Origin of the sequence: Okeania hirsuta (assembly GCF_003838195.1) — a bacterium.
GTDB classification, from domain to species: domain Bacteria; phylum Cyanobacteriota; class Cyanobacteriia; order Cyanobacteriales; family Microcoleaceae; genus Okeania; species Okeania hirsuta.
The window spans coordinates 25311-49058 of sequence record NZ_RCBY01000032.1; the positions used below are offsets into that span (position 1 = coordinate 25311).

At 33.9% G+C, this 23748-nt stretch carries 19 protein-coding genes and 1 pseudogene; 13 read left to right on the top strand and 7 right to left on the bottom strand.

Annotation, left to right across the window (positions count from 1 at the left end):
- Nucleotides 1-25: 25 nt before the first annotated feature.
- Nucleotides 26-159: pseudogene (locus tag D5R40_RS43470) on the bottom strand (hypothetical protein); the annotation flags it as partial.
- Between the two features lie 335 nt (nucleotides 160-494).
- A complete protein-coding gene (locus D5R40_RS08035; protein ID WP_124142769.1) occupies nucleotides 495-821 on the bottom strand; it encodes a hypothetical protein in 327 nt (108 codons plus the stop codon).
- Nucleotides 822-843: 22 nt separating this feature from the next.
- Here D5R40_RS08035 and D5R40_RS08040 point away from each other — a divergent pair, with 22 nt between their 5' ends.
- From D5R40_RS08040 to D5R40_RS08065, 6 genes are all read left to right on the top strand, one after another.
- Nucleotides 844-1068: a hypothetical protein gene (locus tag D5R40_RS08040; protein WP_124142768.1), complete on the top strand. Its 225-nt coding sequence runs from the start codon at nucleotides 844-846 to the stop codon at nucleotides 1066-1068.
- Nucleotides 1069-1872: 804 nt separating this feature from the next.
- Nucleotides 1873-2991: a hypothetical protein gene (locus D5R40_RS08045; protein ID WP_124142767.1), complete on the top strand. Its 1119-nt coding sequence runs from the start codon at nucleotides 1873-1875 to the stop codon at nucleotides 2989-2991.
- Entirely contained in the window at nucleotides 2954-4309 is a 1356-nt protein-coding gene (locus D5R40_RS08050; protein ID WP_205127194.1) for a vWA domain-containing protein, read from the top strand. Before D5R40_RS08045 ends, D5R40_RS08050 begins: the two co-directional genes overlap by 38 nt.
- Before the next feature lie 226 nt (nucleotides 4310-4535).
- Nucleotides 4536-6521, top strand: coding sequence for a tetratricopeptide repeat protein (locus tag D5R40_RS08055; RefSeq protein WP_124142765.1), 1986 nt, complete (start codon nucleotides 4536-4538; stop codon nucleotides 6519-6521).
- A gap of 139 nt (nucleotides 6522-6660) precedes the next feature.
- The gene (locus tag D5R40_RS39300; RefSeq protein ID WP_124154472.1) at nucleotides 6661-6897 is read left to right on the top strand and encodes a hypothetical protein; all 237 of its coding nucleotides are present in this window, start codon (nucleotides 6661-6663) and stop codon (nucleotides 6895-6897) included.
- 195 nt (nucleotides 6898-7092) lie between these two features.
- Nucleotides 7093-8226, top strand: a complete 1134-nt coding sequence (locus tag D5R40_RS08065) for an agmatine deiminase family protein (RefSeq protein WP_124142763.1) — start codon at nucleotides 7093-7095, stop codon at nucleotides 8224-8226.
- Between the two features lie 643 nt (nucleotides 8227-8869).
- On the opposite strand, the gene D5R40_RS08070 is transcribed toward D5R40_RS08065, so the two are convergent.
- The 4 genes from D5R40_RS08070 to D5R40_RS08080 form a co-directional block, all read right to left on the bottom strand.
- Nucleotides 8870-9364 (bottom strand): hypothetical protein, encoded by a 495-nt coding sequence (locus tag D5R40_RS08070; RefSeq protein ID WP_124154473.1) that lies wholly within the window; start codon nucleotides 9362-9364, stop codon nucleotides 8870-8872.
- A gap of 70 nt (nucleotides 9365-9434) precedes the next feature.
- A complete protein-coding gene (locus D5R40_RS08075; protein ID WP_124154474.1) occupies nucleotides 9435-10805 on the bottom strand; it encodes an AAA-like domain-containing protein in 1371 nt (456 codons plus the stop codon).
- Between the two features lie 219 nt (nucleotides 10806-11024).
- Nucleotides 11025-11192, bottom strand: a complete 168-nt coding sequence (locus D5R40_RS34845) for a hypothetical protein (protein WP_161564291.1) — start codon at nucleotides 11190-11192, stop codon at nucleotides 11025-11027.
- Nucleotides 11193-11407: 215 nt separating this feature from the next.
- The gene (locus D5R40_RS08080; protein WP_124154475.1) at nucleotides 11408-11659 is read right to left on the bottom strand and encodes a hypothetical protein; all 252 of its coding nucleotides are present in this window, start codon (nucleotides 11657-11659) and stop codon (nucleotides 11408-11410) included.
- Between the two features lie 1239 nt (nucleotides 11660-12898).
- On the opposite strand from D5R40_RS08080, the gene D5R40_RS08085 reads away from it, so the two are divergent.
- The 7 genes from D5R40_RS08085 to D5R40_RS08120 all read left to right on the top strand — a co-directional run bounded on the left by D5R40_RS08085 (nucleotide 12899) and on the right by D5R40_RS08120 (nucleotide 22458).
- Nucleotides 12899-13786: an ABC transporter permease gene (locus tag D5R40_RS08085; RefSeq protein WP_124154476.1), complete on the top strand. Its 888-nt coding sequence runs from the start codon at nucleotides 12899-12901 to the stop codon at nucleotides 13784-13786.
- 8 nt (nucleotides 13787-13794) lie between these two features.
- Entirely contained in the window at nucleotides 13795-14703 is a 909-nt protein-coding gene (locus D5R40_RS08090; RefSeq protein ID WP_124154477.1) for an ABC transporter permease, read from the top strand.
- 823 nt (nucleotides 14704-15526) lie between these two features.
- Complete coding sequence (locus tag D5R40_RS08100) at nucleotides 15527-16603, top strand: ABC transporter substrate-binding protein (RefSeq protein WP_124154478.1); 1077 nt, start codon at nucleotides 15527-15529, stop codon at nucleotides 16601-16603.
- A gap of 1236 nt (nucleotides 16604-17839) precedes the next feature.
- On the top strand, nucleotides 17840-18934 hold the full coding sequence (locus D5R40_RS08105; protein WP_124142756.1) for a patatin-like phospholipase family protein: 1095 nt from the start codon (nucleotides 17840-17842) through the stop codon (nucleotides 18932-18934).
- Between the two features lie 366 nt (nucleotides 18935-19300).
- Nucleotides 19301-20440, top strand: coding sequence for an ABC transporter ATP-binding protein (locus D5R40_RS08110; protein WP_124142755.1), 1140 nt, complete (start codon nucleotides 19301-19303; stop codon nucleotides 20438-20440).
- Between the two features lie 303 nt (nucleotides 20441-20743).
- Entirely contained in the window at nucleotides 20744-21310 is a 567-nt protein-coding gene (locus D5R40_RS08115; protein WP_124142754.1) for a phycobiliprotein lyase, read from the top strand.
- Nucleotides 21307-22458, top strand: a complete 1152-nt coding sequence (locus tag D5R40_RS08120; protein WP_124142753.1) for an extracellular solute-binding protein — start codon at nucleotides 21307-21309, stop codon at nucleotides 22456-22458. The genes D5R40_RS08115 and D5R40_RS08120 overlap by 4 nt, the downstream gene beginning before the upstream one ends.
- Before the next feature lie 714 nt (nucleotides 22459-23172).
- Here D5R40_RS08120 and D5R40_RS34850 read toward each other — a convergent pair.
- Nucleotides 23173-23697 (bottom strand): hypothetical protein, encoded by a 525-nt coding sequence (locus D5R40_RS34850; RefSeq protein ID WP_161564762.1) that lies wholly within the window; start codon nucleotides 23695-23697, stop codon nucleotides 23173-23175.
- Nucleotides 23698-23748: the final 51 nt, after the last annotated feature.

A 23748-nucleotide genomic window follows, 5' to 3' on the forward strand; every position in this document is an offset into this window, starting at 1 on the left:
CTACTTGCAGATGACCTGTGTTTGCTCCTAGGACTTTAGCTATTTGCTGGTGGGTTATTTTTTTTTTTTGATTAATTCAAATAATCCCTTTTCTCTACAGGCTAAAATTACAGGAATAGAAACAAAGCCGTGTTCGTAACGATTAATTAACTCTAACATTTTATCTTAATTGATTCTCATCCTTTCTTCTTAATTTGGTAGATTTTTGATAATCTTCTTTTATTTAAGTTTATAACTATAACTTGTAATCAGGAATTTTGGCAAGATAATTTTTGTTTGAAGTTTAGACTAAATAGTTAAATATATAGAACCCATTTGGTGCCTATTGGGAAATAAAAGTATTCTCAGGATTTAGACAAAGACACTACATACTCAAAACCATAGTTACTTTTTTTTATTTATTTTTCCGATAGCAAATACTATCGGAAAATGTGGTATCCAACCTTGAAACTGGAGCAATTGCTCTGTTCCATCACAGTCTTGTACTGCCTGTCTCAACAGCTTCCAAAACTTGTCCGAGTCAGCAAGGCTGACCACAAAACTGAATCTGCTTGAAATTGGAATGAAACTGCATACGCTTCAAGATCGAAAAACCACCGCCAAGCTTGATATTCATATTCCACCAGCTTCTCACCACTAGCAACCCTAGCTGTTCTATAATCTAATTCTTCAACATCATTTAAATCATAGGCATTACCTTGAAGAAACATTTCTGGTGGCTGGCCTTGAGCATTCAAAGCTGTAGGATTGGCATAAAGTTTTTTCTGAGTTGTGATCGCATTGATATATGTGGGTAAATCGGAATCTTCAAGTAATTGCAAGGTTATCAAGGGTTCAGGAACATTGATTAGCAATTCTGAACTTTCTGATGGTTCTTGTGGTGGTAGTGGTTCACTACTACGGCCACTTAAACTAAGTGAATTTTGGCTTGGTATATATGGTTATCTTTGGGGAATTGCCTGGGACTATTTAGTTGATATTGTTCAACAGATAATTAACCTTAATCCTCACAAAAAGTCTCATTATCAAAGGGGATTAAAAGCTCTGTCAATGTTAGATAATATTTAATTATTTGCCCGAAACGTTTTACCATTCATCTGATTATTAACAAATTTTAACAGGACTTACATAAATTTTCTAGGATTCATCTAATTGAACAATGAATCAACGTAATTGGTAATGTGGGTTCGCGTTGGCGGAGCAAGTGCGGCAGCTATATCGCGAACCCACATCACTACTAAGAATAATTATTATTCTCATAAAAACCGTCAAATTTAGGCAGAGTGGATATCCTTTAAATCCTGATCATACAATAGTTTTGAAGGGCTTGTCACCCCGTGAGCGATGCGATACTTATTTCTGAAATTTGTTGGTAGTTAAATTTTCTTGGCTGAGGGTAAAGCTGATTTTTCTGGATTTTTTTCTACTATATATGAGCGCACCTTTTCCATTATGCTTATCATATCTTGTCAAGTATTGTATGTCAAGGTAGAGCTTCCGTTTTTTAAGATTTTTTTGATAAGGCTTTTAAGCAATGTGCCCATTAAAAAATAAACTTAGTTGCTGAGAAGTGGTAATTATTTTCGACTAGCTAATAGAAGGCAATAAAATTGGTTGGCCTCCTCATATTTATTAGTTAAAACTAGGGCAAAAAGATTCAAGATAACCAGAGGATAAAAAAACAGTCTTATTCTTTTTTTCTTCATTCCGTCTAATATGTATTCAAAATCCCTGCCGTGGCTTCCTTCTTTCTGCCAATATACTATTGACATTCTGGAAGATAATATTTAAAATGCAAAAGATTCAAAACTTGTATATTTGCTAATTATCTGCTAATTCTGACTCTATCTAAATTAAAATTAATTATAAATTATGAGAATATATCTATATATTCTATCAGGAATTACATCAGCATTAATCGGCTGGAGTATAGGGCAATTTATCCTCAGCGATTTAGGCTGGTTACAAAAGTTTCCTGAATTAACATTATTTCCTTGCGTGGCAATTTCTCTAGCAGTTGGCATAGTTGCAACAGATATATTTTTAAGCAATCCCACTCGATTTAAACGCAACTTCAACAGAGGTTTAATACCCCTAAGTATTGCTGGGGGATTAGGATTATTAATTGGTATTGCTTCTGGGGGATTAGTACAAATATTGCTCAATCCACAACTACGAGATAAAGTTATAACTGTACCCGATAAATTTGTCAGAATAGTCGGGTGGATTTTAATTGGTGGAGCAGTGGGTTTAGCTGAAGGATTGACTTGGCGCTGGCGTAGTATAGAAGCAGGAGATAAACGGCGTTTTTTGCAGCGACTTACCATTAGTTTAACTACCAGTATTTTGACTGCTTTAGTTGCAGCAATTATCTTTGAATGGATACGACAAAAAATGGATGGAATGCCCACAGCATTACAAGCTTGGGAAGACACAATAGGTTTTTCTTTATTAGGGAGTTTATTAGGTTTCGTCTTGAGTTTTTCTACCTCTCCTAGTCATCTAGTTGCCCTCAGAGCTGGAGCTGGTTTTGAATATATTGAAAATGTCAATTTTAATCAGTCTGAAACACCAGGGAATTATCCCCATATTCAGAAAGAATTATCATCCAGAATTAAATTTGTGAGTAATGATTTGACCGATAAAATTGAGGAAGGATTATCAATTCAATTACCTGCAAGAGGTAAAATTAAAATTGGTTCAGCTCAGTTGAAAATTATGGGCAGTCAACAATTTGGTGTAGATATTTGTATCCCTGGTTTGCCACTGCATATTGCTGACTTAGACTTAGCATCTAGCCAAACAATTTTAGTACCTAATCTCAAATTTTTTAATAGAATAGAATATCAAGGCGATCGCTTGAAGGAAAGTACGCCAATCAAACTTAAACATAACGATTTAATTGCATTTTATGCCGAAAATGAGGGCTATAATGGTAAAAAATTATTCAGATTTGTCTACTATAATCGCTTCTTGGACCCGCAAGGTTAGTTTATCTTTGTTAATAGTAATTTCCTGCATTAATCCTAGCTTTGCTCAAGTAAAAAATGTAGAAATTATCGAAGCTATTCCTGAACGTAATGAAAGTAAAGTTACCCTGCGAATCAAAGCCTATGACCAAAACAATAAACCAGTAAGAGATCTACAAAAAGAGAATTTTAATTTAACAGTTTGCCCACCTAAAACAGAGCCAAAAACTGGAGAATGTCAAACTTTAAATCCAATAGATATTAATTGGAAAATTCCCCTACCCGAAGAATTACCTCCTGCTTGGGTAATTGTTTTATTAGATTTTAGTGGCAGTATGAAGCAATTAGATAGTAGTGGGGAAAAAACCAAATTAGAAGGGGCGATCGCTGCAATTAGAAAATTTAATCAAGATTTAGCTGACAAGGGAGAAAATACCAAAATTTCTATTGTACCTTTTGGCAAAGGAGGTAAAAATTGTCCGGGAAATCAAGTGACGAAAAAAGAACTAGATAATTTTGTTTTAGCAGGCAATAAAAAGGTTGAACAATCTCTCAAAAAAATAGAAAGTCAACTGGATAATCTTTGTGCAGCTACAGATATTTATGAACCTTTGCGTCAGGCAGTACAATTTTTTGGTAATTCCGAAGATACTCGTTTTAACCCACGCCCAAATTCTAATTTATCTCAACCAAGACGTTCGATAATTTTACTTTCTGATGGCTATCATAGTATTTATGGAAATAGAGAAAATGAACCAGAGTTAGAAGCACAAGACTTTGAAAAACTTGTGTTTATGTTGAAAAGTTATCCTAATATTACTGTGCATACTTTGGGTTATGGTTTGACTCCCCAACAGTTGCAGCAAAAATATGATTTAGAGGAACTTCCTACTATTAGAGATATTAGTGTAAGAGGAGGAAAAAAAAGTAATAATTATTCAGAATTAACGGAACTTGCTGCTGAAGAATTTGTTGACCAAAAACGACTACAACAAATAGCGGGAGTAACTAATGGTATTGCTGAATTTTCTGGTAATGCTGAGGATATTTCTAGTAGTTTAACTGAATTTTTAGAGGCTTTATTTGATGAGTATCAAATCAACTATATTCAGCCAATAAATGCCGACCGTGGTTCGTTACATAATGTGCAAGTTAGTCTCAATTTACCCAATATTTCAGTAGACTCAGAACAACAACCTTATGTATTTCCTTGGGTGTCGCGCTCCCTACCTTTTTTGACCAGATTTATCATTTTCTTATTTACTTTAGCAGTATTATTAGGGGGTGGTGTAATACCATTTTTATTGTGGGCAAAATCAATTAAGCGAGAGTATCAATAAAAGGTAAGCATTTCCTGCGGAATGCTGCGCAAACAGCTATTAGCGGTCAGCTATCAGCTTTTAGAGCTAGGGTTTAATCTGGCTGACTGGTGACTCTTAACCGCTTCTTTAAGTGATAATTTGAAGCACAGCAACGACAAGTTTAAGTTTTGAACTCATAGAATTCAAGCTAATAGCTGAGAGCTGACAGCTAAATGCTTATAATAAAAGTATAAGTTGAGTAATTATGAATATACAAATTAAATTGAAAGAGAAGCTAGAAATTGGGGAACAACTTATAAATCTAGGGAAGATATCGGAAGCAATAGAGCAATATTCTTTAGCTCTAGAATTACAACCAAACTGTACCGATGCTCTTATAGCATTAGCAAATATTTACGAGAAAAATCAAGAACTAGATAAAGCTATTAACTACCAAGAGCAGGTGGTAAAATTAATGCCAAAAAATAGTGATGCCAAAGTCAAATTAGGATCATTAATGTTAGCTGTGGGAAAAGCGGAAGAAGCCATATATTATTATCAGCAAGTCATAGCCATCAACCCAGAGCAACCAGCAGAAATATATTCTCAATTAGGGTCTGCTTTAAACAAAATTGGGAAAGCAAAAGAGTCAATAGTAGCTTACCAAAAAGCTTTAAATATCTCTGAAAAAAAACTTTCATATTTCCGAAAACAGCTAAGGAAAAAAGAAGAGCAAAAAGTTGTAGGAAATGTTGAAACAACAGGAAAACTAGCTCAGAAGTTAATGCAGGAAGGAAATATTACTGAGGCGATAGAAACATATCAACAAGCTTTAATTATTCCTGGAGAAAAACCTGCATGGATTTATCGGGAACTTGCAGATGCTTACCAGAAAAATGCGCAGGGAGAAAAAATAGAAACACTATACCGGGAAGCTATTTCAGTAAATATCCAAGAACCTTATTTTTACTTAAAATTAGCACAAATATATTCTCAACAAAATCGGTTAGAGGAAGCAACTTATGAATATGAACAGGTACTTTTTTTGAATCCCAATCATCTTGCAGCACTTAATCAATTAGGGGGGATAAAAAAGAAAATGCAAAAATATCAGGAGGCAGAAACTTACTATCAACGACTAGCTAAACTTAATCCCAAAAATCCTGGAGTTAGACTAGAATTAGGAGATGTTTTAACTAAGCAAAAAAAATGGGAAGAGGCAACAAAAGCTTATCATCAGGTAATAGATTTGAAACATAAACTTTCAGAAGCTTATCTAGGTTTAGCAAATGTTCTTATGCTCAAGGGAGACTCTTTACAACAACAGGAAAAATCTTCAGAGGCGATCGCTTCATATAACCAAGCATTGGATATTCCTACCAATATTCACATAGAAAAACAAATACATTCTAAGTTGATGTCAATTTATCTCAAGCAAGGAAAACTAGAAGAAGCAGAATTAAGTTACCAGAAATCAATTATTAATAGATACTTAATTAATCACAAGTTAAAAATTATCTATTGCCCCATTCCCAAAAATGCTTGTACTATGTTCAATACTATAATGGTTGAACACAGTGATTATGCTCAACAATACAAAGAGTCTTCTCAAGATATTCATGAATATATTGGCAGACTAGAGGTAGAAATGAGACTTACTGATCCATCCTATATGCAAAATCCAGACTACTTTAAATTCGTTATTTTGAGAAACCCTTTTAAAAGATTAGTGAGTGCTTATTTAAACTTAATTGTTAAAAGAGCAAAACCAATAAGTTTTGCCTATAAGCTAGTTATGGATGTATATAGAGATTTAGGGATGGAGCCTGATATTTATAAGTCTATTACTTTTAGTCAGTTTATTAATTATCTAGCCAACACAGATAATGATCGTTTAAATGCACACTGGCGTCCACAATACACATTTTTGTGCTTAGGGCGATTTCAGTTTGACTATATTGGACAGTTTGAAAATCTCAATCGAGTAAAAAAAGACTTAAATCAAAAATCTCAACTGAAAATCCCGGAAAATATCTTTGAATATAAAAGAACTAATTATAGTAATTATAAATTTGAAAATAAGTTACATAAAAAACATCCCGATGAGTTAAGAAAACTGATTAAAAAGGTAGGTGGATTTCCTAAGTATGAGGTTTTCTATACACCGGAACTAGAAGTAATGGTAAGGGAAAAATATGCGGAAGATATAAAAATATATGAGCGTGAATTTAACCAGGTAGTGGAATTTTAGTCAGGGTAAAACTAGCTCATTAATAGATATCTCCGAGGGGGAAAGTATTCATAGTCATAAAAAAAGTTCCCAGAGAATTTTTCGGAGTGATATAGGTGATAGTAGTTTTCAAAATTGTAATTTTTCAGATTATTTAAAGTTGAATTATTACCCGGAAGATATATTAAATTATTTTGGTTATCAATTAATAGATGAAAACCTAGAAAGAGGCTTTAAGCAATTGGCGGTTGAGTTAATTGCTCTCGATAAAGGAATAGGAATAGAAGCAGAAGAAGCAGAACAAAATTTATTATATGGAGCTGTTTATATCGGAAATATTTTGCAATTTGCGCTGTTGAAACCACAAGAAAAGCAAGTTAAGCAAGACCTAAGCTGATATCGAGTACCTAATGATTTAGAAGACTTAATAACAATTTCAGTAGCAATTATCACTGGAGTTAAAGAAGAGAATGAAGAGTAGATAAATAGAAAAACAATCACATTACTCTGTGTGATATAATTTATCAGGAAAGGCAAAAGAAAATTCTCATTGTTCCTTCTGCCTTCTGCCCTCTGCCTTCTGCCTTCGTTTATGAATAGACGATTTTTTCTCCAGTTAATATCGACAACATCAAGCTATATTTTTCTCAATAATTTAGCCAGCTTTGCCACAACTAATCCTCAATTATTAAATCAAACATCATCTTCTATGTCATCAAATTCCTCGTTTTATATGCCAGATGAAACCGAACCTCATTTGTGTACTTGGATGGCATTTAGCGCAAGTAAAGATATTTGGGGACGTAAATACTATTCTGGAGTACAAGATAATCTAGCAAACATCGCTAGAGCGATCGCCAAATATGAACCCGTAAAAATGTTAGTTCGTGAGGCAGACTATGATGTGGCAGCAGCTAAATGTAGCTCTAGTGTAGAGTTGATTGTTTGCCCTATAGATGACCTTTGGATTAGGGATACAGGACCAGTTTTTGTGGTGAATGAAGCAGGTCAGAAAGCAGCCATTGATTTTAATTTTAATGGTTGGGGAAACAAGCAATATCACAACCGCGATGCTGAGGTAGCTCGCTTTGTGGCACAAAAATCTGGAGTACCGTTAGTTAATACAAAACTTGTATTTGAAGGAGGTGGTATTGAAGTTGATGGTCGCGGCACAGCGATCGTGACTGAAAGTTGTATTATCAATAATAATCGCAATCCTGGTTGGAGCAAAATTGATTGCGAAACAGAATTGAAGTCTTTATTGGGGTTGCGTAAAATCATCTGGTTACCAGGTATCAGAGGTTATGATATTACCGATGGACATACAGATTTTTATGCCCGTTTTGTTCGTCCCAGTGTTGTTGTTGCTGGATACGATCCAGACCCTGAATCTTTTGACCATGCTGTTACCAAAAAACATTTAGAAATTTTGCGGTCCTCAACAGATGCGGATGGGAAAAAACTAGAAGTTGTTGTGCTGGAAGCACCGAAAAGAATACGACCGGGATACGAAAGTGATGACTTTGCAGCAGGATATATTAATTTTTATGTGATTAACGGTGCTGTTATTGCCCCAGAATTTGGCGATCGTCAGACTGACCGTCGTGCCAAAGAAACTCTAGCAGAACTTTTTCCCAGTCGAGATATTGTACAAATTAATATTGATGAAATTGCGGCAGGAGGGGGAGGAATACATTGCACAACTCAGCAAGAACCATTAGTTTAGTTAGGTATCGGTTAAATACTTAGGGTCTGCTGAAAAAATTGGTTGGTGGGGGTAGGACACGGGGACACGGGGACGCACCAGACGCGGGGACGGGTCGATTTGTGGGGGAACAGACAACGGTTTCGGCCATTTTATGTGAAGGAATTTTCTTGAATTTCAGCAGAAAATTTCAGTAAATTGATGCAAATAAGAGCCATAAACTTGGAGATCAACTGAATATAAAAAGCTCCATTACTGTAAGCTTTCCTGACTTTTAGCTTTATTCAGTAAGTCCTACTTATAGAACCCCTAAGCGTATCTTCATAAATATGCGCGTTTTTTTAGCTAGGAGACAGGAGACAGGAGACAGGAGGTAAGAGGGAAGAAGGAAGAGGGAAGATGTGGGGAGAAATAATACAAAAAATTCAACACTCCTTCAGATGATTTTTCTTCAAAATTGATGCGCGAAAAGACTTGACTAGCATAATTATATAGATATCAAATGGGTTCTATAAATAAATGACTCAGGAGTCATGACTCAGGAGTCAGGAGGAAATAAAGAAGAAGAAATGAAGGAAGAAGGAAAAAACAAGAGCAGAAAAAGGAGAAAGTTTTTTATCACTAATTATCCGGACGTAATATAAGTATTCAACCGGACATAATGTCACTCTTCTGTTACTACTTCAGGACGACCCCACAAAGTTGACTCGCAATTCAGTTCGGGGGGAAAATCTCCTGTTTCTACCTGTCCTCGCACATCCTCTACGTTTTTCCAAGCTAATAACTCAATATATCGTCGCGCCGCACCCAGGAGATTTCCATCCAAATCATAAGCTTCCAACCAACCATCATCACCGTCGGTAACGACATAAATAATCTCGATCGCTTCTTCTTCTACTTCCATCCTATAAACTATTACCGATCCCCAGTCTCCCATTTCCACCGTTCCTCTATAAAATTGATAGGCAGCATAAGCGTTTTCAGACAACTCTTGGGGGTTAAGTCCGCCATCGTCCCAAATTTGTTCATCAGTCTCTCGATCTTCAATATATTCTGTATAGCGCTTTTGCCAATAATCTAACAATTCAGTTGCTATTGCCTGTCGAATTTTAGTTTCGCGGTCTTCAAGAGGCAACCCAGAAGAATTATCAAATGTCATAATTACCTTCCTTATTCAAGTTAAAAAATTAACTAATATTTTCTACTACCTAAACCCCTAAACTTCCCAACTATACACCAACAAATACATCATAAAAGTATCGCCTGTATAAGTCACAACTAGGCATAACTAAATTATCTTCTAATTGTACAACCAAGCCCATACTTTTTAACTTAAATGCCAGTACCTGTTTTAACTCTACAGGAGTTATAGCTCGCAATACCTGTTCAAAAGCTGTTTTAAGTTCTGGATATTGTTGCAGATTTTGTAAATGTTGATGCAAATGGTTACTATAAATACCTGTGTCTGTAGCTGCTGTTTTGATTAAGCTTTCTAAACTGGCATGATGACATTTAATATGATAAAAAGTAGTATTAATTAGATAGGGATGACCACCCACTAATCGCATTAATTGATTTTGTTCTTGTGGTAATAGCTCTATTTGATAACGATGTGCTAATTCCTGGATTTGTTCGAGAGTAAATGGGGATAAATCTATAGCTATTCCCATATTAAAAGGTGATTTATTAATATTCATTGCAATATAAACTTCTGTGGATTTTACTAAAACTATCCGCAGTTTTTGCCAGAGTTTAACTTCCTTTGTTTCTCCATACCAAGAATGCAGCATTGACAGAAAATCATTAGCTATTTCTGGAGACTGAAAAATATAATCTACTTCATCTATTGCTAAAACTATAGGATCATCTATGATAGAAAGCAAATAATCTTGAAAATATAAAGTGCAGCTTTCTATACTACCAATATCTTCGTCCCAATATTCATTCAATTTAGATTCTAGCTGTAATTTTCTTGTTACACTAGCACAAAACCATCTTAAAAACTTATTGATATCTTTGATAACTGTACTATCAACTCTTCGTAAACTTAATCGTACTGTCTGATATTGTTGTTTGATAGCATAACCAATAGTTCTCATTAATAGAGAAGTTTTTCCCATTTGTCTGGGTGCTTTTATACGCAGAAATGATCCTGGTTTATTAATTTCTGAATAACAGATTAATTGTTCCTTACGTTCTATATAATATGGAGAACCCATAGGGATTCTACCATCTAGTAATTTACAATCATTAATTTCGGAAATTTCTGAATATTGGATTATATTTGTATTAATTAAGCTGGTTTGTGCAGCTTGCTTTCTATTTGCTTGATAAATCAATAGTTGTCTTTCTAATACAGAAAGGCAGTTAGTTTTGCTAATTCTTTCTTTGAGAATATTACTTAGTAACTTCCATAATTTAGGAGCCACATTTTGGCTAATATAATCTCGAGAGTAATCTGATTTGGAGGCTATTTGACTATAGGTTTTTCCAGACAAAGATAGTCGTAGAACTTCTCTTTCAATGTCTGACAGAGATTTACCTGTTTTAGCTGTTACTAACTGTTCAGTAAATAATGATATTGATTCGATGGCTGTCATGCTGACTCTGACCCTCCACTTGATGAGGGTATAGAGTGATTTTCCTAAAAATAATCAGAATTCATTTATGATCATAATTATAACATACTATTTCTTCTCTCACGCTTTTTAATTTACACTTTTACACACAAAAATATAATTATAGCAGTCATAAATAAGTTATGATACCATTTCTCTGTAATAATGCGCTTAATAATTCTTACCCAAACCTGAATTTTACTAATAGCTTTTACCTTTTATTAAGGGCAACTTCATGGAGAAATGGTATGAGATAGATATTGTCTCCTCTACTCGGTTATCATCTTCATCAGTGTCATCAATTATTCGGTGATTGGTATGGATATTTTGAAAATAGTTTTGATTTTTTGTATATACAGCAATTGCCATTACTACTCTTGACTTATGGAATATCTCATACCAAATTCACGCATTTGATGATATTTTGTTAATACTAATCAAGTTCTAGTTCCTTAAAAAACTAATTGAATAAAAAAAGTTTCCAAATTTTTAATTTTTGGAAACCCTTATACTTATTAATATTTGATTAATATTTGTACCATTGCCAGTTTTTTCAAACAAGCGGATCGATACAGATATTATGTTTACAAAGAGCTAGAAACTACCCAAACCTTTGATGTAAATGATTTTGATCTTGATGGTTCAAGACCCATGTTTGCTACTTTAGCTACAACTTTTACTTCCTGTATATTTCGGAAATATCCTTTTCTCTTGGTTTTAACTATATGTTTTTTCCAAATACTTTCTTGATTAATTTGAGCTAAATTTTTCATATTTTTTATTGAAGATAGAGTATCTTTTATTTCTAGAGAAAGCATTGATTTTTTCTTATTCAATTATGCCAATTACTGCTCAAGATGAAAATATATAAAAGTTGATATCTTCGATTTTTTAAGATACTTTATACCTTCATTAAATCTTTAAAAAAATCTCTATAATTTTACAGACTCTTTACATAGCATGGTTGCTTTGATTCGTAAAATTACTGATTATTTTTATTTCACAAAAATGTTAATTTGTCAATATATAAAAGTTGATAATATTTAATACTTTTAGCTCTACAATATTTAGATTGCAGTATCTAATCATAAAAATGTTAATTTGTCAATATATAAAAGTTGATTTATATTGATAATCGTCACTATCCGATAGTATTGTTCAGGTATAACAAAGAAAGAGTTGGTCAGGAAATGGACTGTAATGAAATTTACAGCGGTTTTCATTTGGGTAGACCACAGTAGGAACTTTCCATGGAACGTCCCTACAAAGTTTTGTTTGTGAAGATGTGGTTCATCAATTTGAAAAGCGCTGTAAAAAGGGAGATTTTTTCCCACTGTTGCCTTCTGGAGATGTTTTCTGCTATGGAAGATATTTTGACGATCGCGTAGAATACTGATAGTGGTATCTCAGTTCTACCTATCAATTAAGAATTATAGTAGTTTTTACTTAAGTAGACTACGGTAGGAAGGTTCCATGGAAGGTCTATACAAAGGTTTTTATTCTTTAGGAGTGCGTTCCATCTTTCTGAAAACTGCTGTAAATGCAAAGCAAAAAACTCTAACATTTACATTTGAGCTGTAAATATACTTTTAAGGGAAAGGAAATAGCTAATCTGGCAACAGTGGTAATAGTTTCAGGTTTTTGATCTATAGAAATTTTTTGTACTCGAAAATACTAATTTTTACAGGACTTACGGAGATACACCATATATAGTATGAGTTAACGGCAGTTAACCCCTACAGGTGGTGTATATTTTCATATTTTGCGTAAGTCCTGTTTTATATAAAGGCTATATACAGCAGATTCCATCAGGGGTGAGATACATCCAATAGCGGGCAAGATACCCGCACTGGGAACATTTAATCGTTAATATCTGTACTTCATATACTTGGAATATGCTGTATTTAACTGATACTAATTTGCTCTGGTTAAGTGGAAAGATTATTAGTATACATATTAACCTTCTTGTTCAACCTAGAATTAACTTAGTAATAACCGCCATAATTTTAATTTTACTAATTGACAAGCAAGCATAAATCTGATAGCTATAATCTCCTGGTCTTCAACTAATTAATATGTGGCAACCTCATAAAAAACAATCAAAATCAACCATTGAAACTCGGAAATTAACCAATTTACTCATTCTGTTATCTCCCGCAACTATATGGATCTTAATTTTCTTCATCATCCCTTTAATAATTGTACTTATTTATAGCTTCTTAGAAAGAGGTACTTACGGTGGGGTTGTTTGGCAATTCACCCTAGATAATTATCAACAACTAGCTCAAGGAATATACTGGGGAATATTTGGGCGGTCTTTCTTTTTAGCTTTAATTACAACTATTATTTGCTTACTAATTGGCTATCCTTTAGCATATTTTATTGCTACCCGTAGACCACCTTGGCGTAATGTCTTACTAATGCTAATAATCATCCCTTTTTGGACGAATTTTTTAGTTCGTACTTATGCTTGGATTGTATTACTTCGTACCGAAGGAGTATTTAATATTGCTCTACAAAGTTTACAGCTAATAAATGAACCTTTGACTCTTCTTTTCACCCCATTTGCTGTAATTATTGGCTTAGTTTATGGTTATTTACCATTTATGATTTTACCCTTGTATGTCACAATTGAACGTTTTAATTTTTCTTTGTTAGAAGCTGCTCAAGATTTGGGAGCAAATGATTTACGAACTTTTTTTCGTGTAGTTTTACCATTGACAATCAAAGGAATAGTTGCTGGTTCGTTACTCGTTTTTATTCCAGCATTTGGTGCTTTTATTACTCCTGATATTTTAGGCGGTGCCAAAACTATGATGGTGGGAAATCTCATTCAAAATCAGTTTATTAAAGCGAGAAATTGGCCGTTTGGTTCGGCATTATCAATTTTATTAATGGTAATCGTATTAATCCCAGTTATTATATATTTCCGGATTTCAGAAGACAAAAAAATTTCACTTTAAAAGCTAGAATGAAACAATTAGATTTACTCATTCGTTCTCTTGGTAAGTTTGGGTTATGGCTAAATGCTGCTCTGGGTTTTGCCTTTCTCTATTTACCAATTTTTATATTAGTAATTTACTCTTTTAATAATTCTCGTTTTAATGCTATTTGGCGAGGCTTCACTTTAGATTGGTATCGGAATTTATTACAAGGAGCAACTAATGACACTATTACAGATGTGATGATTTGGGAAGCTTTAAAAAACAGTCTTTTCGTAGCAGTAATTTCGACAATCATCGCCACAATTTTTGGTACTATGATTGCCTTAGCATTAGAACGTTTTCGTTTTCCCGGACGGACTGTATTGGAGGCAATACTTTTTCTACCAATCATTATTCCAGAAATTACTATAGGACTTTCTTTATTAGTTTTCTTTTCTCTAAGTTTTCAACTAATAGAAAATTTTTTAGGCATTCGTCTAGTGCTAGGTTTACCGACAGTAATTATTGGTCATATAGCATTTTGTATCTCTTTTGTTGTGGTAACTGTGAGAGCGCGGGTAGCTGAACTTGACCCAGCTTTAGAGGAAGCAGCTTTAGACTTAGGTGCTAATGAATGGCGAACTTTTTTTCGTATTACTTTACCTTTGATTTGGCCGGGAATTTTTAGTGCTGCTTTATTAGCTTTTACTTTGTCACTAGATGATTTTGTGATAACTTTTTTTACTGCAGGAGTAGGTTCGACGACATTACCATTATTTGTTTATGGTATGATTAAATTTTCCGTAACACCAGCAATTAATGCTATATCTACTTTGATGTTAATAGCTTCTTTGATGTTGGTAATATCTGTCCTTTTTCTTGAGGAATTAGGGAATCAAAAAAAACACCTAATATTCAATCCAGTTAAATACTTATTATATGAGATGGGGAGGTAGAGAGATGGGGAGATGAGGGGATGGGGAAATTTAATAATGGGATATCTACTTTGATGTTAATAGCTTCTTTGATGTTGGTAATATCTGCCCTTTTTCTTGAGGAATTAGGGAATCAAAAAAAACACCTAATATTCAATCCAGTTAAATACTTATTATATGAGATGGGGAGGTAGAGAGATGGGGAGATTTAATAATGCTATATCTACTTTGATGTTAATAGCTTCTTTGATGTTGGTAATATCTGTCCTTTTTCTTGAGGAATTAGGGAATCAAAAAAACACCTAATATTCAATCCAGTTAAATACTTATTATATGAGATGGGGAGGTAGGAAGATGGGGAGATTAGGGGATGGAGAAATTTAATAATGAAGTGTGGATAGAATTATAAACATATACTGTATAATACCAATTTAGAAAAAGAATGTTACAAATAATTTGGGGGATTAAAAGACAAGTGCAGGAAAAGCCCTTTTGACTAAAAAGATAAATTCAGACCTAATAAATGATATAAAAGCTATTCGTTATGACTCCTGACACCTGACTCCTGACTCCTAAGAAATAACCTAACTATTTGTGGCAAAAATTTATCAAATTGGTATAATACCAATTCCCAAAAATAATGCTATACTTCCGATGCAACTTCAGTTATTAAGTAATAATAGTGGTTCAATAATTTTTGTAAGGATTATTGGCATTAAGCCAAAATATATTATGTTTTTGAACCCTACTCCCTACTCCCTACTCTCAAGGAGATGTAGCAAGAATGCCTGAGATTTGGTCTAACCGGATTCTATATAAAATGATTAAATAAATATCTGTAAATATGAAAAAACTGATGACTTTTCTGCTGCTATTTACTATGGCTGTAATTTTACCAATTGGTTGTAGCAATAATAGCCCTAATACTTCAGAAATTAGCAATAATAACATCCTGAGTATTTATAATTGGTCAACATATATTGCTCCTGAAGTAATTACTGAATTTGAAAATAAATTTAATGTCAAAATTCAATACGATACCTACGAAAGTAATGAAGACCTCTATGCCAAAATCAAGCCAGGAAATCCTGGTTATGATGTAGCTTTTCCGGCTGATTATATGGTAAAAATTCTGGTAGCTGAAGGATTGCTAGAAGAACTGAATCAGGAAAATATTCCTAATATTAAAAATCTCAATGAAAAATTTATTAATCCTCCTTACGACCCTGGAAATAAATATAGTATGGCTTACCAATGGGGCACAATGGGAATAGGCTATAACATCAAAGCTACTGAAGGTGAAATTAATAGTTGGTCAACTATGTTTGACCCTAAATTTAAAGGCAGAGTTGCTCTATTAGATGATATGCGAAGTAGCTTTTCAATTGCCTTAATTTCCCTTGGTTATGACCCCAATACAACTAACCCTAAAGAAATTAATGAAGCTAGAGATTTTCTAATTAAAAATAAAGAGGCGATCGCTGCTTTTGCGCCCGACACAGGTCAAAATTTATTAGACCAAGGAGAAGTAGATTTAACCTGTGAATGGAGCGGAGATATTTTTCAGATTATGAAAGAAAATCCCAACCTTCGTTACGCTATTCCCAAAGAAGGAAGTATTCTCTTAACTGATAATATGGTTATTCTTAAAGGAAGTAATAATAAAGAGCTTGCAGAAAAATTTATTAACTTCATTCTCGAACCAGAAATAGGGGCAAAAATTTCCAATTTCATTAAGTACGCGACCCCAAACCAAACTGCAAAAGATTTAGGTTTAATCGAAGCTGCTGATTTGAATAATCCTACCATTTATCCCCCACCAGAATTATTTGCAAAACTTGATTATATTCAAGATGTTGGTCAAGCCACAATTCTATATGATGAAGCTTGGACAGAAGTTAAATTAGGAGTTGGTACTTAGTAATTTTTAGCTCAACTTTAGAGAGAGATTTATATTAAAAATAGCAGGGAATAGGGAATAGGGAACAGGGAACAGGGAACAGTAGGAAAAACATTTCCCTGTCTAAAAAATTATGTAAGCATTTCCTCCGGAATGCTGCGCAAACAGCAGTCAGCTATCAGCTATCAGCTTTATTACCTTTAAAGAAGAAAAAAGCAATTTTATCAAAGCTTCAGAGTACGAATCTTTAGGTTAAGAATGTAGTAGAAATTAAACGAATACTTGCTTTATTCATTAAAAGTCTGTTTGTGCAACATGGCCTAAGAATAGCTGACCGCTAATAGCTGAATGCTTACAAAATTATTATCAAAATAATTGGATCTAAAACCCCGCTTTTTAAGGCGAAATATTTTTGGAGGGAGGCTTAAATCCCCGTTACAAAAATAACTTCTGTAGGAGCGAATGGCCATTCGCTCCTACTGACTTCTGACTTCTGACTTCGTTAACAATCTATGTCCTAACCTATCTATTTATTGCTATAAATTTGTGTTCCCGTAGCGTTGCGCCAGCAAAACAAAAATCCCCCGTTATAATCTTTGATTTGACCAAAAAATTTGGGTAGTTACGCCTCCTCTTTTAAGAGGATAAAAAAAAGAAGATTCCGTATTTCCTTGCCTCCTTATTGCAGAGGTACTGATAACTGATAACTGATAATTGAAATGACGGTGGGAGTGTCAAATAACTTTCTCTCTGTTCCAGTCCTGTTATTAACAAAAATCAGGTACTAAACCCTACTTTAATTATAGATATATAGCGTTTCTCAAATTAGTGCGATACAGTTGTTTTTCTTTGTTTCTATCCCCTGTTTCCCGAATTACTACTCCCTAAGCTGTTGTGTATTTAAACCACTTATATCATCTCCGGTTGAATAGTTATAAATAAACGACAGAGGAGTCAGTCCTCAGGAGTCAGGAGAACAGAAAGAAGGAAGAAGCAAGAAAAAAGAGAAAGTTTTTTTTATCACTAATTATCCGGACATAATATTATTTGTTGTGTACCTAATTAAAAGTACAACCCCCTATTACTTCTGACTTCTGACTTCTAACTTCTGACTTGCTAAGGCGCATTTTAAATGCGTCTTAGCCTACTCCCTACTCCCTAAAAAAAAGGAATTTTGTACCTCACGCTTCTTGGGAATTATATAGCAATGATATAATTGAGTAGTTCAATAACTATATTTATGAAGGCAAAACTATAATGACTTTCAAAATCCTTAGTTTAGACGGTGGTGGAATTCGTGGAGTAATTGCAGCACGAATTCTGATAGAAATTGAAAAACAAATTAAAGAACAAAAAGGTCAATCTTTACATGAATATTTTGACTTAGTAGCTGGTACTTCCACTGGCTCAATTATCGCAGCGCTAGTTGCTACAGGAACAGACAGCGCTAATATTCTCAAACTATATCAGGAAGAAGGAATCAATATTTTTCCATATCAAAGTCGCTTGTCGCCCAAAAGATTACCCTTAATTTTGAAATATGGAATTTCTGCTCCTAAGTTTTCCAATGAAGGCTTAATTAAAGTCTTGAAAAAATACCTTTTACGACAAGATGGAACGGCAATTAGACTTGAGGAAATTAGTGAAATAAACTTATTAATTGTAGCTTACAATATGTTTTTGGAATCTCCGACTATTTTTGTAAATTATCATCCGGAAATACCTAAACAGACGATTTGGTATGACAATCTCCCTCTGTGGGAAATTTGTGCTAGTTCTTCATCAGCTCCTACTTATTTTCCAGCTTATGAATTGAAAAATGGAGATTTGAGTCTACCACATATAGATGGAGGAATAGCAGCGAATAATCCCACATTAGCAGCAATAAGCTATGCAATTAAACTAGGTCATAAACTAGAAGATATTTCGATAATTTCTATTGGCACAGGTGAAACTAGCCAGCCATATAGTTATAAGCAAATAGTAGAATGGGGGCTAGCTGAATGGGCAATCAAACTAATTAATATATTGATGAATTCTCAGTCTTCAGCTAATAGCCTTGTAGCAGAACAAATCATGTCTACAAAGAATCCTGAAGGTTACTTACGTTTACAGTTTGAATTAAATAATATTTTTCAGCAAGGAACAACTGAGAAAAAGGTAATTAACTCTTATATAAATGAAAAAGTAAGTGAAGCAATAGATGATGCTAGAGAACCTCAAATTAATCAATTAATCAGAGTCACAGAAGCATTTATTGAGCAAAGTAAAGTTCCTTATGTAGACTTAGAAAATCAAGTAAATTATCCCTTAGTTAAAGAAGCGATCGCTCGTTTTATTAATCTTAATTAGTAAATGATAAATCTGTAGATATTTGGTCTAGATAAAACTAACTTCTGTAGGTAGAGCGAACAAAAAAAAGTCATACAGTAGCATTTGAAATGCTTGAAAAATACCGGACTTTATGAAAATATTAATTTGCATTTATTTGCTGAAAAAAATAGGGGTGCTTCCTTCTATATTTCAAGGGTTAATCATAAAAATATGGGCGTTGGTGAAAAGAGGTATGATATTATGTCCGGATAAGAGCGCGAACAAAAAACTTTCTCCTTATATTCCTCTTTATTCTTCTTTCTTCCCTCCTGACTCCTGACTCCTGACTCCTGACTCCTCAATAATTAAGATTAATATCATACACTAATTCACCAACGCCAAAATATGCTATCTCAGACCGTCAAACTCATCAACATTTCCAAAGTATTCAAAAGTCAAAATCAAAAAAAATTTATCGCTGTAAATAACATCAATATCCAGATAGAAAAATCAGAATTTTTTTCTATACTAGGTCCTTCTGGATGTGGTAAAACTACGACATTAAGAATGATAGCTGGTTTTGAAGTGCCTACATCGGGAGAAATTTATATTCAAGGCAAACTAATGGGAAATAGTCCGCCATTTCATCGCCCAGTCAATACAGTTTTTCAAAATTATGCTTTATTTCCCCATCTCACAGTGGCAGAAAACATTGCCTTTGGATTAGAAATGGAAAATATTTCGCGCCCAGAAATAAATCGTCGGGTAACTGATACTTTAACTCAAGTAAAATTAACAGATATGGAAAAGCGTTATCCCCGACAATTATCTGGTGGGCAACAACAAAGAGTCGCCTTAGCAAGAGCATTAATTAAACAACCAGCAGTGCTATTATTTGATGAACCTTTGGGTGCTTTAGACTTGAAATTACGCAAAGAAATGCAGTTAGAATTAAAACAAATGCAGCAAAGGTTGGGTATTACTTTTATATATGTTACTCACGACCAAGAAGAAGCTTTAACTATGTCTGACCGAATAGCAGTTATGTACCAAGGAGAAGTTTTACAAGTGGGAACTCCGGTGGAAATTTATGAACAACCAAAAACTCGTTTTGTGGCTGAGTTTATCGGGGAAAGTAACTTTTTAACTGGGCGAATAACTGCACATCAAGAGGATAAAAGTTTGGTGTTAGTAGATGAAGATTTGCCTTTATTAATACCCTCTGCTAATCATCTGCCAATAGATACAATTATTACCTTAGTTGTCAGACCGGAAAAAATAGAAATTTATCCATCAACTTATACAGAAGAAGCAGATTTTTCAGCGATAGTAGAAAATATTGTTTATATTGGTACGGATACTCGTTATGTTGTGCGTTTAACTTACAAAACTAAGATAGTTATCCGCAGGCAAAATATTAATCGTTTTCATCTCAATCAATATGCTATTGGTGAGGCAGTTAAAGTTAATATTCCTGTGGAAAATATTAGTATGCTGGAAGAAAATTTATCAGAAAAAGAAAGGTTGAAGTTGGGAAAAAATTAGCATTTTGGTTGAAGTTTCAATCTCTAATAGGGATTTACTAAATTGCGACGATCACCTATACTCCTCCACAAAGCTCTAAACCTTGCCCAAACTTAACTTCAGCAATTTTTTTTCACCCTTGATCTTGTACAGCTACCCATCCGCGCAAATCAACCCCTCCTGTCAAACTAAGCATCAACCAGATGGCCAGTCCGGAAACTATTAAAAAAAACAGGATATATTAATAGGAGTAACAAATTAAACAAAACTCTTGACAAATCACAGTTAGTTTGATACAAAAGAAAACCCAGAGGATAAAATTAAATGGAATTAGGCGTAAAGAATACCACACAAGTATTAGAAGTTGCAGATTCAAGAATTACTGAATATTTTCAACGCTCCGAAGGTCAATGGCATTCAGAAAGACGTTACTATACTTTACCCGAAGGAAATACCCAAGAAATAGTCAGTCATTTAACAATTAAATTTCTCGAGCTAGGAAGTCCAGAACTTATAGAATTAGCCAAACTCCATAAACTACATAATCCTGAAACAGCTATGATTTGTGGTTCATTAGTCAGTTGGCTTAGTCAAGATTCCGTATCAGGTAAGAAACAATCTGAAGGTTCAACAATATTCGGAGTTCGAGGCTTAATTTTGTATCGCGATCGCGGTTTTGCTACAAGTAACCCCATCATAGCTGGATATCATCTATCTGACCCTAACACATTATGTCTCAGAACAGAGTACAATGGGTCTGTATTTGAGGAAGAAATTAAACAAATCGGCCATAAATACCGGACACGGCAAACTATTATTTCCCGTGCGGGCGAACAAAAAATGATTGGTCAATATCTAGAAAAGCGTATATTAAATAATCAGAAAAAGTGAAGCGACGGAATTTTTTAATCGGAGCTACAGCAATAACTTTAGCTGAATTTTTAGCAGGATGTGAAGGTCAGGGAGATTTAAATATTCAACTGTTAAAAAACACTATTCCTGCTCAAATGGTGTCAAAGTTTAAGAGGGAATTAACATCTCAGCCTAAATTAAACTTTAATCCTCAAGAAAATTTAACAGAATTATTTTCTCTGTTGCAAAGTTGGCAGAGAAAACTTTTATTAGAAGAGCAAAAATCATCTACAGAACAAACAAATATAAATATTGCTAATCTCGTTACTTTAGGAGATTATTGGTTAGCAAATGCTATTAAACAAGAATTAATTCAACCTCTTAATTCTGAAGCTTTACAAAATTGGAATAAATTGCCGGAAAAATGGCAAAAGTTAGTGAAGCGTAATAATCAAGGTTATGCAGACCCCCAAGGAAAAATTTGGGCAGCACCTTATCAGTGGGGTACAACATTAATTGCTTATCGAGTTGATAAATTTAAAACTTTGGGATGGCAACCTAAAGACTGGAACGATCTATGGAGAGAGGAGTTACGCCATAGATTTTCTTTGTTAAATCAACCTAGAGAAGTTATTGGTTTAACTCTGAAAAAATTGGGTAAATCTTATAATGCTAAAAATCTTAGTAAAGTTGAAAATTTAAAATCGGAACTGGTTAAACTAAATCAACAAGTTAAATATTACGCTTCCAATAATTATTTACAATCTCTAATTACTGGAGATACTTGGTTAGCTGTTGGTTGGTCTAACGATATTTTACCATTGGTTAAAACACGGAAAGATATTGCTGCGGTAATACCTACATCTGGTACAGCTTTATGGTCTAATTTATGGGTAAAACCTGCTGCTACTGTGGAGACTTCCTTAACAGAAAAATGGATTGATTTTTGTTGGGAACCTCAGATAGCAGAACAAATGTCTCTGATAACTCAGACTACCTCTCCAATTATACCAGGGATAAATCCAACTGAATTAACTTCAGAAATTAAAGATAATTCTTTGCTATTACCTCCAGAAGATATTCTAGAAAAAAGTGATTTTCTCTACCCACTGGCAGATAGTACTATTCAACAATATAGCCAATTATGGCAAGAAATTCGTCTATCTGTTGAGATGAAATCTGGTTAAATATTTTAATGACTTCTTGTAATATTAAATATAATTTTATGTTTTTGATTTTTTGTACCTATATCATTTCTGTTTGAATACTGAATAAACGAAATTTGGAGAAGATGAAAAAAGGAATAAAGGGAAAAAATGCCAAAAATGAGAGAGAGGAAAAAGTTTTTTCTGACTAATTAAGCGGACATAATATTACCGAGTAATATAATTTCTAGTATCAGTAGAGGTAAACGGCCGTTTGCCCCTAAAATTTTCACCTTATTGCTATAGCAGTCGAAGGAAAGGTTAAGACAGATAAAAAGCTTAAAACCCAGATAACGTAAGATTTTTCCTTCTTCCTTCTTCCTTGTGCTATGTATCCTAAATAATGCCAATACTATCGAATTTAATATTATTACTTAGGGAGCGATCGCTTGTTTACATCTGATAATTTTCACGACAAAAATAAACAAAGATATTCGTTATTACCACAACATCTATTTATCGGATTTATCTGTAGATCATAGCGTACTTTTACTGTATGAATAATTGATAGTATAGCGTTTCTCAAGCTCGTGAGGTACAGTGATCTTTTCGTATTTTTATTCCCTGTTCCCCGTTCCCAGATCCGGTGTTCCCTCAAACCTAAAATTTTGTACCTCGCCAGTATGGAAATTGCTATAATTCTTCTAAAAATTGTTTGAAAAATTGGGAATAAAGAAATCTAGTCATGATAAATATTCACTCTACTGTGGGAGGAAATGTAAAGCCTTTAGGTGAACGAAATAAACTTCTACCAAATCTATAATCAATTTCTACATTACAATTTAATGGAGCAGTTTCAAAGTCACAAAAATAGGCAGCAATTGGTTTTTTATTACGAGGTTCGCATACTTGTAAGTTATAGCCATATTCTCTAGCTACATTACCAAAATGGTTAATAAATTTATAACGTTCTAGGTAGCCTTTTTTATCCCAAATTAATTTTCTGACTACCAACATTACCCAAATATCATCTGAGTCAACAAACCAAGTATAAATAAGTTCTTCACCAAAGAAATCTTGGGTTAACCACAGACTAGGAATACTTGGTTGAGTTTGAGATAAAGGAGGTTGAGGTAGCTTAGAAATTTCATTTCTAGGGCAGGTGGGAAAAATAATTTTCGGTGTGGCAGTAGCACTCAGAAGGAAGAGGGAAGAAGGAAGAAGGAAGAAGGAAGAAATAATCAAGAACAGGGAAGAAGGTAGAAGGAAAAATTTAGTCATTATTCAGAAGTAAGAAGTAAGAAGGAAGAGGGAAGAAGGAAGAAGGAAGAA